A 15001-nucleotide genomic window follows, 5' to 3' on the forward strand; every position below is an offset into this window, starting at 1 on the left:
GCTTCCGGTTCACCGGCGCTGATCACCCCTCATTGCGGGCCCTCGAGCAAGACGGTCGCGCCTGACGCCCGGCCCATCGCCCCGGATGCCCGCCCCAGCGCGGCCCGACGGCGGCGTCGCAGTGTCGAGCACGCGGTCCTCTCTGACCATCGAGGCGTGATCGCCTGCGCCGGCGATCACGCCGGTCGAGATCCAACCCCGCTGCCACGCGTGCGGACCGGATCCCTCCGGCACCCAGCCCGGGAATCGCGTCCGCTCGGAGACTCACCGAAGGCCGTGCTGATCGCGATGACACCATGGCGGGCATGGGCCGGGAATGGCGAACGGGTCGATCCCCTCTGACATTGTTTCCAGGCGAACCGCCGCTGGCGGGCAGTATTACACGTCACGGACCCCGTCCATCAAGTGTGACAGCCAGACGGACTCGCGCATGTTTCACGTGAAACCATTCGAGGGGTGAGGGGCCGCGATCGACATCGCCCGCGATGGTCGCCTCCCACCAAGGAGGCTTCCGCTCAAGGGAGCTGCTCGCTGCTCCCATCGTCCGCATGAACGGGCCGGGCGCCGCAGCAAGAGCGGCCACCTAGTGAGCAAGTCCGTGAGACGGTGGTCCGCGACGCGGTTCTCCTCGTGTGTGCGCCGGTTGGTGCCGCACGCTTCGACACGATGACGCCCGCACGAATGTCACGGAACCGTGAAGCGCCGCGTCGTCGTCGACCCCCTCCGCCCCGCCGTTTCACGTGAAACGGAAGATGCGGCGCGGTCGTGCGCGGCTGCGACTCTGCCGGTGAACACCTCGTCCGTGGGGTGGCAGAACCGTACGCTCGGAAATCAGGATGCGGCCCTGCGAGGCACCCAACCCCTGCCATTTGACGACAGAGGCCTGTGGGCTTTCCGGGACTTCGTCGTGATGGCGCTCTTTGACACCTTGTGGGCGTCGGCGTCGCCGAACACCACACACGGGCGACTCCACCCAGTTCCATCGACGTACGCAGCCCACCCAGCGTGACCTGCTCGCAAAGACGCTGCCCCGGTCTGGTCGCACACCCGCCAAAGACACGACGCCTTGAGTGGGGCGAGGGTCGGACGATCGCCCGGGAGCCCCCGGTGGACGTCGTGGCTCGGGGGCAGCTCGCCGCGGAGTGGAGAGGTTCGTACCACGACGCACCTCCATCACCGCTAGTCCCCTCCCGATCTGTGCCGCACGAGCGCGGTCTGTCCGGCACGCCGCGCGGCGCGTCATAGCCTCCGCGGGCGGAGTGTTCCTCGACCTCGCCGCCAGCACTTGAGTTACCTGGGTCCTCATCGGACTACACCAACCTGCCACACCCGATTGGGCGCAGATCACGGTTACGGCGATCGTTCCCACGCCCCGCACCCACAGCACGGTCGCCTCCCGGCACCTACGGCATGCGAACACGACAAATCTGTGCAGCGACGCTCGAGCCCGGCCATCCGGCCCGTGACAACCATCATCAGCGCAAATGGGCGGCCCCCTTCTCGAAGTTCGGGGAGCTGCGACCAACCGTCGGGGGGAGAGGGGGCGGGCATCCAGCGATCTTCGCTCCCTAGCCCCCGTGGTCAGCTCTGCGACTACTAAGTACTCCGCCCGAATCGGTAATCGCCGCGTAGATTCGTGAACGTCAACGAGGTGTGCAGAGCATCTTCATCAACCCAGCGGATCTCCGGGCTGGGTTGGGGCTAGACCGGCTTGCCGGCGACGTCGTCGGAGCCGCGTAGGCCGTGCATCGTGCCCAAGTCGGCGTGCGCAAGAGACAGTCCGCCGCCAGAGAGCCAGGTGCCAGCTTTCGGGACGCCGGCCCACGGCCGTCGCCAGCCGCGCTCTCTCACTGCGGTACGCAAGCGTCGATCCCGAATCCGGCAGACGATTCCTCGTGACGCCAACGCCTGTTCCCATCCGGCCCACCAATTCACGCGCGAATCGTCGATGTTTCACGTGAAACGATCGGCGAGCACCACCAACCTGTCCAGCGCGGAGAGTGCGCCGACTGAGGGCCGAAGGGTATCGACGCATCGATAAAGCGGCGGGACGGCAAACGCTGCCCGACAGCAGTGAGCGCTGACTGGCACCCCCTGTCGTCAGGTCCGCAAGCGGGATCATCGAAACCCGGGGGTTCGACGACGCGCGTAACGGAGATCTCATTCCTCTGCCTTCACACGTGAGACACAGCTCAGATGCGATCTCGCTTAGGAGTCCCCGCCACGTTCCGGCAACGCGCCTCTGGTCTGTTCCTCGCCGCCGCATGTTTCACGTGAAACGTGATCGATGACGCCGCGCCGGTGCGGTCGATCGAGTTCAGAGGGTGGCGTCGGAAGACGAGAGCAGTCCATGCTCCTCGCAGCCAAGATCCGCACACACCGCAGCGACAGTGCAGTGAATGACTGGTTGCTCGGATCGGGTTGACTCCAAGAGTCGAGGTGACAGGGGAGCATGACGAACTTGAGTTCGGCCGACGTGTCAACTGGTCCGGAGGTTGCGCGGCGCGTTGGAGCTCTACCGTCGCGCCCGTATGCAGCGACTGCGTCCTGACAATTGACCAAGGGGAGGGGCTCCGGCGGACTGACGCGCTCATGTCCGGCCAGTATCCGGCTTGCACGGAAGCGACGACTCAGCCATTCCCGCCGCTCCAGTGAAGACGCAGGCCGCGATATCCGCCACGCGCAATGGACGGTCCGAGCACCGACATACGGCACCGGTCCGCCGCCGCAGAGGACGATGGAACTGGCGCGTAGCGTGCAGGGTTGCCTGCCATCTTGTGGTCAAATCTCAGAATTGCAGTGCTGGAGCCCAGGAACGTCACACCAAGCCAGAATGCCATCCGTAAGTCGGGTTCAAGGCTCACCGCATGAAGACCGGCTGCGGACGCAACATCGTGTCTGCCGCGGCGTTGCACGACCGAACCAGAGATCGCACACCGATCACCTTCGTCATGGGTGGGTCCGACGGCTTCGCCGATGCCGCGGCGGCCATTCGGAACACGGGCGCCGGCAGACGGACACAACCTCATCGGATTCGAGCTGCCCACAGGTCAACTGATCAACGAACGGGACGCGCTGATGTGACCGTCCGCTTGCCGGTGCACGCGCGAGGCTGCCGCGTTTCCCACGCGCGCCCGACGCCGGTGCGATCTGTCCCCATCGGCGCGCACCGCTTCACGTGAAACACTTGCTCGCGCCACACAGGCACCCGCGAGACCCCACGGGCTCCACGCCCGTCATCCTCCATCGATCCGCCGCCGACGCCTGCTCGTACAGGGCCATGACATCGTCAGGCAGGACAAGCGTGAGGCCGATGGACGCATGAACGCCGGAGGATCGGCCCGCGAGGCGTCCGTCCCGTTGCTGCTGGCGCGATCGACCGTCGCGACACGGCTGGCCGCGCGTCCGTCCGTAACCCCGGGCCGACGTGGATGATCCCGACACCCGGTGGGTCGCGAGCACAGACCTGGGAACGATGCCGCGCCCCGCCCACCGCACACCGCCCAGCCCGCACTCCCGCCACGAGCCCGGCTCGTGTGACATGTGTCTCGACTCACATGTGTCACCTCCGACCGGAGCGTCACTCCCTTCGGTGTGAGCCCCCGGGTGTCAGCACCTCCACGACGACAGCAGACCGCGCGCTCTCGCGATGATCCGCCTAGGACGACGTGGGCACGCCCATCTCATCCGCCCGGATTGACCGTCAGGGAGGCGCTCCCACCCGATATCGAAGGGCTGGCAGCGGATCACGCCGGTAACCGACATGAAGCGCGCCATTGATCGGAATTCCATGGTCGGAGGCGCACTGGCGCGGCGTCGGACCAGACCTCCGCCGTTCGAGTGCGCATTGGACGCACGTCTGCGTGCGCTTCGCGGGCACAGCGGCGGTCCGTGCACGAGCGACCGTGAACGCGAGACGTGCGCCGCCGCCAGGCGACCACGGCCGGCCGACGAGCAATCTCGGCAGAGCAGCAGCGGGCCAGCGACTAGCGCGGACGCCACGCGTTCACGCGGTGCCACACATCCTCGAGGCGAACACAACTCTTCACCTGCCACGCCAGACCGCCTCAGCCGTGCTCCGTCGCACCACGGCGCGCATCCCTGCGAACTCCGCCTCGACCAGCAGAACTGAGGCTCAATGTCTCGTCGAGTGCCGGGCCGTCGTCGCGCCAAGACGAGCCGCCAGTCAGGCCCAGCCTACGAAACCGTTTCACGTGAAACATGCCCGATTCGTCGGTCAGAACCGGTCCCGCCCGACGAATCGCGAGTCCACCATCACGCCGCCCACGGCCCATAGGTGCGAAGTGTGCCCGACGAGCCCATCGAGCGCCGGCTCTGCGAGCACCACACGACGAGGACGCCGTAGGGTCGGTGTCGAGGCAGCGGAGGCCTGGGTCCGTTCGGTCAATCCTCCCGAACGCGGCCGACACTCAAGTTATCGGAGACCAGCCATCAGCGTACGGTGGCTCGGATCACCCGCGACGGTTCGGGGAGCACGCCCTCGCCGACGACCTCGACACGGGGGTTCGTCACCTTGAACTTGCGGAGCTGCTTCTCGGCAGCCTCGATCTCGTTCGCGGCGCTCGTCCCTTTCAGGAGGATGAGCTCACCACCGTCTCGGACCAGGGGAGCGGTGATCGGCACCAGGGTGCGCAGAGCGCTCACGGCGCGGGCGGTGACGGCGTCCAATGAAGGACCGCGTTTCCAATCCTCGGCGCGTGCGCGCAGCACCTCGACGTTGTCGAGTTGAAGCGCCTCGGCCTGTTCCGACAGCCACGCGACCCGGCGCTCCATCGGCTCGATGAGAACCCACTCGACGTCGGGACGAGCGATGGCGAGTACGAGGCCGGGAAGGCCGGCGCCCGATCCCACATCCCCGACGCGGCCCGAGAACAGGGGAGCGATGATCGCGCTGTTGAGGATGTGGCGCGACCAGAGGCGCGGCGGTTCGAGCGGGCCGATCAGCCCGCGCTCTTCGCCGTGCTGTCCCAGCGCTTCGGCGAACTTCCGCGCCACGTCGATCCGGTCGCCGAAGATCTCGGCGGCGGCCTCAGGTTCCTGCTCGATCTCGATCATCGATACTTCGACAAGCTCAGCACGAGTGTTTCACGTGAAACGCGCGGCTCAGCCGCGACGGATCACGGTGTGGCGGTCGGCGCCCTCGCCGTACGACTCGGACACGAAGCCACGCTCGGCGACGATATCGTGGACGACCTTGCGCTCGTAGCTCGACATGGCCGGCAGTGACGCCTGCGAGGCGCCGTCGTCCAGCCGGGCGATCGCGCGGTCGACGAGAGCGGTCAACTCGTTCTGCCGTGCGTCGCGCGAGCCGCCGATGTCGAGGATCAGGCGCGAGAAGCGACCCGTGCGATTCTGCACCGCGATGCGCGTCAGCTCCTGGAGCGCCTGAACGGTGTCAGGCGCTGCGATCAGATCGACCGATCCGCCAGACGGCGCTTCAACCGACACGTAGGCGCGGCCTGCGCGCACATCGAGATCGAGATCGCCGTCGATATCCGCGATGTCGAGCAGACCCTCGATGAAGTCCGCGGCGACGTCGCCTTCCTCCTCGAGCTGGGCGACGGTCGCGGGGATCCGCTCTTCTCGCGTGTCGACAGGGGCGTACTCAGGGGACGTGGTCATGGCGTGATCCTCGGGTGTGACGTCGGTCGGGTATTTCAGGAAGCGGAGCCGGTGCCGGGCTTGCCCGGATCGGTCCCACCGGGGACCTGGCCGCCCTGCTTCTGGCCGGTCCCGGGCTGCTTCTGCCCCTGCTTCTTCGCGCGCTGCTTGCTCACAGGCTGCTGCCGCTTCGGCGCCGCGGCCTTCGCCCGTTCGGCCTCTTCGTACAGGCGCTGCTGCTCGGCGACGTACTTCTCCATCGGGACGACCTTGCCCGACGCGTCGATCGCCTTGCCCTTCTTCGCGAGGCGCTCCTCGCGGGCCTTGGCCGCGTCGGAGCCGGGGGTCGGCATCTCGCGGATGACGAGGAACTGCTGGCCCATCGTCCACAGGTTCGACACGAACCAGTAGATGACGACGCCGAGCGGGAAGAAGATACCCGAGAAGATGAAGCCCAGCGGCAGGATGTACAGCATGATCCGCTGCATCTGGTAGGCCTGGCCGGTCTTGGCCTCGGGGGACAGGTTCTTCGAGATGATCTGCAGCTGCGTGAAGAACTGCGACGCGATCATGAGCACGACGAGCGTGACCAGGATGATGATCGCCGGGGTGTTGCCGGCTTGCCATGCCTGGATCAGCGTCTCGTGCAGCGACGCGACGCCGAAGAGCTTGGCGTTGTAGAACTCCGCCGTGAGCTCGGCGCTGAGCAGACCCACACCACCGGTGCCGGCGGCGTAGTGCTTGGTGACGTCGTTGAGCACACTGAACAGCGCGAAGAACACGGGCATCTGCACGAGCAGCGGGAGGCAGCTCGAGACCGGTGTCGTGCCGTGCTTCTTGTAAAGCGCCATCGTCTCGCGGCTCATGGCCTCACGAGACAGCTGGTCCTTCTTGCCCTTGTACTTCTCCTGGACTTTCCGCAGTTCAGGAGCGATTTCCATCATCTTGCGCTGGCTCTTGATCTGCCGAACGAAGAGAGGGATCATCGCGGAACGCACGACGATCACGAGACCGACGATCGCCAGCACCCACGTGATGCCGTCTGCCGGCGGGAGCCCGATCGCGGTGAAGAGCCAGTGCCAGAAGACGAGCACCGCCTCGACGGCCCACTTGAGCGGCCACAGGATGATCCCGAAGAGATCGAATCCGCCGTTCGTCGCTGGAGCGGAAGGCGACGGCGTCGAGGCGAGGGCTGACAAGAGATCCATGTGGAGGATCAGTCCTTTCCGGTGGGGGCAGGCACGACGAACCCGTGGCGGGTAAGCGCGTGCCGGAAGTTCTTGCGGGGCGGCACGTCATCGACGCCGCCGACCGCCCAAGGGTGACAGCGTGCGATGCGCGCCGCGGTCAGCGCCGATCCCACGACGGCGCCGTGCTGCTGCACCGCTCCGACGGCGTACGCCGAGCACGACGGGTAGTACTTGCAGACGTCGCCGTAGGTGTGCGAGATCGTGGCACGGTAGCCGTGCAGCAGCGCGAGCAGCGCATTGCGGGGGAGCAGAGGGATGCTGCGCAGAGAATCGGATGCCGCGAACTCGGCGTCTCCGAACGCGTAGGCGGGAAGAACGCTCATGCGGCCCTCCGTGCGAGGCACTTCACGACGTCGCTGCGCAGATCATCGAAAGATGCGGATGCCGCACTGGGCAGTGCGCGGATCACGACCTCGCTGCCGGGCGCGACCGAGTCGATGGACTCGAAGCACAGCGCCTTCAGCCGGCGACGGACGGTGTTGCGCACGACGGCGCCGCCCACCTGCTTGCTCACGATGAAGCCGAACCGCGCCGGACCATCGGTCACGACGCGGTTCACGTAGGTGATGGTGTGCGCTCCGGCACACCGACGGCCCCGACGGACAACGGCCTTGTACTCCGATCCGCGGGTGAGTCGGTGCGGCCTCGCGAGCACCGCTCGGCTCAGGCCGAGAGCTCGGTGCGCCCCTTGGCGCGGCGAGCCGACAGGATCGAACGGCCGGCGCGCGTGCGCATGCGGGCGCGGAAGCCGTGCTTCTTGGCGCGGCGGCGGTTGTTGGGCTGGAAGGTGCGCTTGCTCATGGGGACTACTTCCGATCAGGTGTCACCGGGACGCTCGAGACCGGGGACGTGTGTACAGGGGCGACTGCCGCGAGGGCATAAGTCAACCGATTAAGGCTACGTCGACTTGCCCGAGAACTCAAACCGAGCGCAGAACGTGTCATTATGCACCGGCGAGGCGATCCACCCTGGCACCGACACGCAGGCCGGTTCTACAGTGGAGTTTGCTCACGCGACGCCTCCTGACTAGCGTGGCTCCGGCAGTTATCCACAGGCCTGGACCGACTTTTCCGCGGCCTCCGGTGGAATCATCGACAACCCGGGGGGGCCATGACACCGCACGAAGTTCCAGATGTACCGGTCTGGACGGCCGTTCTGGACGAACTCGTGCGAGACGATCGCATCACCCCGCAGCTGCACGGCTTCATCAGCCTGGCAGTTCCGCAGGGGGTGATGGGCGGGACGCTTTATCTCGACGTCCCCAACGATCTGACCGCGGCTCAGTTCACCAAGCGCATGCGCGCGCCGATCCTCGAGGCTCTCACGCGCGTCGGCCAGGACGTCCAGGACCCCGCGTCGAATTTCCGTGTCGTCGTGAACCCGGATCTCGCGGATGCGCACCTCACGGCACCCATCCCGGTCCAGTCCGCGGCGCCGCCGATCGCGCCGCCCGTCGGCCTGCAGTCCGGGCCCCCGGTCGGACGCCCGCCGCTCGACGAGCCGGGGGACGCAGCATCCGTTTCGCGCAGCGATACGCGACTGAACCCGAAGTACACGTTCGACAACTTCGTCATCGGGCAGTCCAACCGCTTCGCCCATGCGGCGGCGGTCGCGGTGGCCGAGGCGCCGGCGAAGGCGTACAACCCGCTCTTCATCTACGGCGACTCGGGTCTGGGCAAGACCCACCTGCTCCATGCCATCGGCGACTATGCGCTGAGTCTCTACGCCGGCATTCGCGTGCGCTACGTGTCGAGCGAGGAATTCACCAACGACTTCATCAACTCGATCGCCAACAACCGGGGCTCGGCGTTCCAGGCGCGGTACCGCGATGTCGACATCCTCCTGATCGACGACATCCAGTTCCTGCAGGGACGCGCCGAGACGCAGGAAGCCTTCTTCCACACGTTCAATCAGCTGCACGATCACGACAAGCAGGTCGTGATCACGAGCGACGTGCCCCCGAAGCACCTCACCGGCTTCGAGGACCGCATGCGCAGCCGGTTCGAATGGGGCCTCATCACCGACGTGCAGGCGCCCGATCTGGAGACGCGTATCGCGATCCTCCGCAAGAAGGCGCAGTCCGAGAGACTCCACATCCCCGACGAGGTCATGGAGTACATCGCGACCGTCGTGTCGAGCAACATCCGCGAGCTCGAGGGCGCACTCATCCGCGTCTCGGCGTTCGCGAGTCTCAACCGCTCGACCTTGGACATGTCGCTCGCCCAGACGGTGCTGCGCGACATCGTCGACCAGGACGACGCCAACGTCATCTCTCCGACCGACATCATCACAGCGACCGCGGCCTACTTCAAGCTCACCGTGGACGACCTCTACGGGTCGAGCCGGTCGCAGTCGGTCGCCACGGCGCGTCAGATCGCGATGTATCTGTGTCGCGAGCGCACGAGCCTGTCGCTGCCCAAGATCGGGCAGCTGTTCGGCAACCGCGACCACACGACCGTGATGTACGCGTACAAGAAGATCAGCGAGCTCATGAAGGAGCGTCGCTCCATCTACAACCAGGTGACCGAGATCACCGCCCAGCTCGGCCGCAACGGTCGCTGAACCGTCCTCTACACCCGACGAGGGGCCAGTGCGTCACGGCGCGCTGGCCCCTCGTCGCATATGCCTCAAGAAGTTCTTGACACGCGTGGGCAGCAGGGGCCAAGATTCCGGTTCTTCACAGTGTGGAAAACCTGTGGATAACTCTCCCAAGCTGCGGAAACTGCTGTGAACGAGCGGGGGAGACCTGTGGATGGATTGCGGAATCCACAGGCTCTGTCATTCGTCTTTCCGATCGCTCTCCGGAGCATCTCCACAACTCACAAGAGTGTGGTTTCCGTCTCTCGACTGGCAACGCGACAGTTGTCCACAGTTTCCACAGCCGTTAACACCATGACAAGAAATCTTTGTGATGAAACCCGTCCGATCACCTTTGCGGTGGACGAGCCCCGAGACGAGAAGCGGACTGGCAATCTCCGAGGCTGGCACTAGCATGAGAACCCCGAGCCCGCAGTCGAAGGGCCCGCTGCAGAGGGAGCGTTCGTGAAGTTCCACGTCAATCGCGATGTGTTCAGCGAAGCCGTATCGTTCGTCGTCAAACTCCTGCCGCAGCGCAACCCACAGCCGATCCTCGCGGGCGTGCTGATCGAGGCATCCGCCGAAGGCCTCTCGCTCGCCGCGTTCGATTACGAAGCGTCCGCGCGCACCACGATCGAGGCCACCGTCGACGAACCGGGCACGATCCTCGTCCACGGCCGGCTGCTCTCCGACATCGCCAGCCGTCTGCCGAACGCGCCGATCCAGATCGAGGTCGACGAAGACGGCGGGATCCTGCTCACCTGCGGCTCCGCGCGCTTCACCCTCGCCTCGATGCCGGTGCAGGAGTACCCCGCGATCCCCGAGGTGACAGGCGACTCCGGCCTCGTCCCCTCCGAGGATTTCGCCACGGCGATCGCACAGGTCGCATTCGCCGCCTCGCGCGACGACGTCACCCCGGTGCTCACCGGCGTGCAGCTCGAGGTCTCGGGCACGACCCTCAGCCTCGTCGCCACCGACCGCTATCGCGTCGCGCTCCGCGAGATCCCCTGGGACGGCGGCAGCACAGCGAGCGATGAGTCGACCACCGCACTCGTCCCCGCACGCACCCTGACAGAGGTCGGCAAGACGTTCGCGCACGGCGCCGACATCTCGATCGCATTCTCCGGCTCGGGGGACCGCGAGATCATCGCCTTCACCGCCGGGAACAAGACCGTCACGTCGTTGCTCATCAAGGGAAACTTCCCGCCGGTTCGGCGCCTGTTCCCCGAGCAGACCGAGCACCACGCGGTCGTCAACACGGCCGAGCTCGCCGAGGCCGTGCGCCGTGTGTCGCTCGTCCTCGACCGTTCGGCCCCGCTGCGTTTCACCTTCACGGCCGACAGCGTGTCGATGGATGCCTCGGGCACCGAGCAGGCTCGCGCCACCGAGTCCGTCGACGCGACGCTGCTCGGCGGCGACGAAGTCACCCTGGGTCTCAACCCCCAGTACCTGCTCGAGTCGCTCGGCGCCGTGAAGAGCGAGTTCGTGCGCATCACGTTCACCTCGAGCGACAACGCGAACAAGCTGAGCCCCGTGCTCATCACGCCGCAGACCTCGGTCGACCGCGCCGGCTCGGACTCGTTCCGCTACCTGCTGCAGCCGAACCTGCTCCTGCGCTGATCGGTCCGTCGTCGGAGCCCGTCACTAGGCTTGTCCGGTGATCGTGGAGCATCTGAGTCTCGTCGACTTCCGCAACTACGCGGCCGCCGACGTCGAGCTCGGGCCCGGTCCGAACGTCTTCGTCGGCCGCAACGGTCAGGGCAAGACGAATCTCGCCGAGGCCATCGGCTTCTTCGCGACCCTCGGCTCGCACCGGGTCTCGAACGACGCGCCGATGGTGCGTGACGGGGCAGATGCCGCGATCATCCGTGCGCGATTGGCCCATGGCGAGCGTCGCGTCCAGCTCGAAGCGCAGGTGAACCGGCAGGGTTCGAACAAAGCGCGGGTCAACGGGGCACCGGTGAAACCGGCAGAGCTCCCCCGCTACGCGCAGGTGGTCCTCTTCGCTCCCGAAGATCTGCAGATCGTGCGCGGGGACCCGTCCGCGCGCCGGCGCTTCGCCGATCAGCTCCTGGTGCAGCGCACTCCCCGCATGGCCGGGGTCATCGCGGACTACGACCGCGTGCTCAAGCAGCGCACCGCACTGCTCAAGTCGGCGAAGGCGCGCGGCGTCCGCGGCGACGCGCTCTCGACGCTCGACGTGTGGGACGAGAAGCTCGTCTCGCTCGGCACCCAGCTGATCGCCGCACGCCTCGCCCTCGCGACCGACCTCGCGACCCCGCTCGCGGCCGCCTATACGGCCATCGCGGGGGCCGATCACAACCCCGAGATCGAGTGGGCGCTCTCGGTCGCGGGCGCCGACACCGGCGAAGACGGCGATTCGGGGGCCGGTTCGACGCCGGGCCACGCGGCTGAGACCGCGAGGACGGATGCCCCGACCACCCGTATCGCGGAGCTCTTCCGTCAGGCGCTGGCGGCGAAGCGCACGTCCGAGCTCGAGCGCGGGCTCACGCTGGTCGGACCGCACCGCGACGACCTCCTGCTGCGGATCCGCGGCCTTCCGGTCAAGGGGTACGCATCGCACGGCGAGTCGTGGTCGGTCGCGCTCTCGCTTCGGCTCGCGTCGGCGCAGCTGCTGCGAGCGGAGTCGCGCCTCGGCGACCCCGTGCTCATCCTCGACGACGTCTTCGCCGAACTCGACACCGACCGCCGCGCGCGCCTGGCGCACCTGGCGGCCGACTACGAGCAGGTCGTGGTCACCGCCGCGGTCGAGGGCGACGTGCCCGGGGAGCTCCGCGCGCGGATGGTGCGCGTCGAGGCCGGTCGCATCGTCGCTCCCGTCGAGCCGGAGGCGGCGGATGCCTGACCCCGGTGAGCAGCCGAAGCCCGCACCCCTTGATCGCACGGCTGTCCCGGAGACGATCGCGACATACCTGCGCCTGCGCGGACTCGAGCCCTCCGCCCGGTCGTATCGCAAGCGCCGCCGCCGCACCCAGGACGACGAGAACATCCCGTTCGCGCCGGGGCGCGACCCTCGCGGCGTCGGCGATGTGCTCGCAGACCTGACCCGTGAGGCCGGCTGGGACCCCCAGCTCGCGCGGGAGGACGTCGTCCGGGCGTGGGATCAAGTGGCAGGCGACGACACCGCGAAGCACACCCGGCCGGTCGCGTTCTCGGACGGGACGCTCACCATCCAGGCCGACTCGACGGCGTGGGCGAAGCAGCTCCAGCTGATGCGCGCGCAGATCCTCTCTGAGATCGTCCGCCGGTACCCGGAGGCCGGGGTGAACGCGGTCCGCTTCATCGGGCCGGACGTCCCCTCCTGGAAATGGGGTCCCAGAACGATTCCAGGGCGCGGTCCGCGCGATACCTACGGATAAGCCACGTCGGGAGGCATCCAGGCGATTTTTCTCCCCTTACAGGGGCGTAGAGCGCTGTGATCGGGCCGTTACCCGATAGACTGTCAGGGCCCGTGTCGAAGGATTTGGAGCCCTCGCGAAGATGACGTCTGACAACCCCGATAACGTTTCCGAGGAACCCGAAACGCCCGCTCCGGCTCCCAACGGAACTCCCAGCGATTACGGGGCAGACGCCATCCAGGTGCTCGAGGGCCTCGAGGCCGTCCGCAAGCGCCCCGGCATGTACATCGGCTCGACCGGTGAGCGCGGTCTCCACCACCTCGTCTACGAGATCGTCGACAACTCCGTCGACGAGGCCCTCGCCGGCTATTGCGACACGATCAACGTGACGATCCTGCCCGACGGCGGCATCCGCTGCGTCGACAACGGCCGCGGCATCCCCGTCGACATCCACCGCACCGAGGGCAAGTCGACCGTCGAGGTCGTTCTGACCGTGCTTCACGCCGGCGGAAAGTTCGGCGGCGGCGGGTATGCGGTGTCGGGCGGTCTCCACGGCGTCGGTTCGTCGGTCGTGAACGCGCTGTCGACGCGCCTCGAGGTGGAGGTGAAGCGTCAGGGGCACGTCTGGCGTCAGTCCTACCGCGACGGCGGGCAGCCGCAGGCGCCACTCGCGAAGGGCGAGCCGACCGAAGAGACCGGAACGATCATCCAGTTCTGGCCCGATGACACCATCTTCGAGTCGGTGAACTTCGACTACGACACGCTGCGCACGCGGTTCCAGCAGACGGCGTTCCTCAACAAGGGGCTGCGCATCACGCTGTCCGACGAGCGTCCCTCGTCGACATATGTGACGGATGCCGAGGGCGGAGGCTCTGAGGAGCGTCAGCCGTTCGACGACTTCTACTACGAGCGTGGTCTCGTCGACTACGTCGAGTACCTCAACAAGGTGCGTCACGCCGACGTCGTGAACGACGAGATCATCGAGATCGAGTCGGAGGACACGGTCCGCCACATCTCCCTCGAGCTCGCGATGCAGTGGACCTCGAGCTACACCGAGAACGTGTTCACGTTCGCCAACACGATCAACACGCACGAGGGCGGCACTCACGAGGAGGGCTTCCGTGCGGCGCTGACCACCCGCATCAACGCGTACGCGCGCGAAAAGAGTCTCCTCAAGGAGAAGGACGACAACCTCACCGGCGACGACATCCGCGAGGGTCTCACCGCCGTGATCTCGGTCAAGCTCTCCGAGCCGCAGTTCGAGGGCCAGACCAAGACGAAGCTCGGCAACACCGAGGCGAAGGCGTTCGTGCAGAAGGTCGTCGGCGACCAGCTCGCCGACTGGCTCGACCGCAACCCGGTGCAGTCCAAGCGCGTCATCACGAAGGCCATCGACGCCGCCACCGCGCGTATGGCGGCCCGCAAGGCGCGCGAGACCGCGCGCCGCAAGAGCGTGTTCGAGTCGGCGGCGATGCCCGACAAGCTCAAGGACTGCACCAGCAAGGACCCGTCGATCAGCGAGATCTTCCTCGTCGAGGGCGATTCGGCCGGCGGCTCCGCAGTGCAGGGCCGTGACCCGCACACCCAGGCGATCCTGGCGCTGCGCGGCAAGATCCTGAACGTCGAGCGCGCGCGTCTGGACAAGGCGCTCGGCAACCGTGAAGTGCAGGCGATGATCCAGGCCTTCGGCACGGGCATCGGCGAGGACTTCGACATCGACAAGGCCCGCTATCACAAGATCGTGCTGATGGCGGATGCCGACGTCGATGGCCAGCACATCACCACACTGCTGCTCACCATGCTGTTCCGCTACATGCGCGGGCTCATCGAGGCCGGCTTCGTGTACCTCGCGATGCCGCCGCTCTACCGCCTCAAGTGGACCAACTCCGCGCACGAGTACGTCTACTCCGACAAGGAGCGCGACGCGCTGCTCGCCGACGGCCTTGCCAACGGCAAGCGGATCCCCAAGGAGGGCATCCAGCGCTACAAGGGTCTGGGCGAGATGAACGCCAAGGAGCTGTGGGAGACCACGATGGACCACTCCACCCGCACACTCCGCCAGGTGACCATCGACGACGCGGCGGCCGCGGACGAGATCTTCTCGGTGCTGATGGGCGAGGACGTCGAGTCGCGCCGAACGTTCATCCAGCGCAACGCCAAGGACGTCCGCTTCCTCGACATCTGACCCTGCGA

Annotated in this window: 11 protein-coding genes; 5 read left to right on the forward strand and 6 right to left on the reverse strand. The window is 66.8% G+C overall.

Annotated features, from left to right (window positions below; all coding sequences use genetic code 11):
• Nucleotides 1–4452: 4452 nt before the first annotated feature.
• From rsmG to rpmH, 6 genes are read right to left on the reverse strand one after another with little or no spacing between them, the layout of a single operon-like run.
• Complete coding sequence (rsmG, locus tag J2Y46_RS04490; protein ID WP_310240492.1) at nt 4453–5076, reverse strand: 16S rRNA (guanine(527)-N(7))-methyltransferase RsmG; 624 nt, start codon at nt 5074–5076, stop codon at nt 4453–4455.
• Between the two features lie 48 nt (nt 5077–5124).
• Complete coding sequence (locus J2Y46_RS04495; protein ID WP_045301957.1) at nt 5125–5643, reverse strand: R3H domain-containing nucleic acid-binding protein; 519 nt, start codon at nt 5641–5643, stop codon at nt 5125–5127.
• Nucleotides 5644–5678: 35 nt separating this feature from the next.
• Complete coding sequence (yidC, locus tag J2Y46_RS04500; protein WP_045301959.1) at nt 5679–6830, reverse strand: membrane protein insertase YidC; 1152 nt, start codon at nt 6828–6830, stop codon at nt 5679–5681.
• A gap of 8 nt (nt 6831–6838) precedes the next feature.
• Entirely contained in the window at nt 6839–7195 is a 357-nt protein-coding gene (gene yidD, locus J2Y46_RS04505) for a membrane protein insertion efficiency factor YidD (RefSeq protein WP_045301961.1), read from the reverse strand.
• Nucleotides 7192–7527, reverse strand: coding sequence for a ribonuclease P protein component (gene rnpA, locus J2Y46_RS04510; RefSeq protein WP_056365562.1), 336 nt, complete (start codon nt 7525–7527; stop codon nt 7192–7194). Before rnpA ends, yidD begins: the two co-directional genes overlap by 4 nt.
• Before the next feature lie 8 nt (nt 7528–7535).
• Nucleotides 7536–7673 carry a 50S ribosomal protein L34 gene (rpmH, locus tag J2Y46_RS04515; protein ID WP_005054680.1) on the reverse strand — a complete coding sequence of 46 codons (138 nt, stop codon included), beginning with the start codon at nt 7671–7673 and terminating at the stop codon, nt 7536–7538.
• A 309-nt stretch (nt 7674–7982) separates the two neighbouring features.
• Here rpmH and dnaA point away from each other — a divergent pair, with 309 nt between their 5' ends.
• The 5 genes from dnaA to gyrB all read left to right on the forward strand — a co-directional run bounded on the left by dnaA (nt 7983) and on the right by gyrB (nt 14993).
• A complete protein-coding gene (dnaA, locus tag J2Y46_RS04520) occupies nt 7983–9434 on the forward strand; it encodes a chromosomal replication initiator protein DnaA (protein WP_045301967.1) in 1452 nt (483 codons plus the stop codon).
• Between the two features lie 480 nt (nt 9435–9914).
• Nucleotides 9915–11069, forward strand: coding sequence for a DNA polymerase III subunit beta (gene dnaN / locus J2Y46_RS04525; protein ID WP_045301969.1), 1155 nt, complete (start codon nt 9915–9917; stop codon nt 11067–11069).
• A gap of 37 nt (nt 11070–11106) precedes the next feature.
• Nucleotides 11107–12315, forward strand: a complete 1209-nt coding sequence (recF, locus tag J2Y46_RS04530) for a DNA replication/repair protein RecF (protein ID WP_310240513.1) — start codon at nt 11107–11109, stop codon at nt 12313–12315.
• Nucleotides 12308–12829, forward strand: a complete 522-nt coding sequence (locus J2Y46_RS04535) for a DciA family protein (protein ID WP_310240515.1) — start codon at nt 12308–12310, stop codon at nt 12827–12829. Before recF ends, J2Y46_RS04535 begins: the two co-directional genes overlap by 8 nt.
• 121 nt (nt 12830–12950) lie before the next feature.
• The gene (gene gyrB / locus J2Y46_RS04540; protein ID WP_045301975.1) at nt 12951–14993 is read left to right on the forward strand and encodes a DNA topoisomerase (ATP-hydrolyzing) subunit B; all 2043 of its coding nucleotides are present in this window, start codon (nt 12951–12953) and stop codon (nt 14991–14993) included.
• The last annotated feature ends 8 nt before the right edge of the window (nt 14994–15001 follow it).

This window comes from Microbacterium sp. BE35, assembly GCF_031457705.1.
Lineage (GTDB): Bacteria > Actinomycetota > Actinomycetes > Actinomycetales > Microbacteriaceae > Microbacterium > Microbacterium trichothecenolyticum.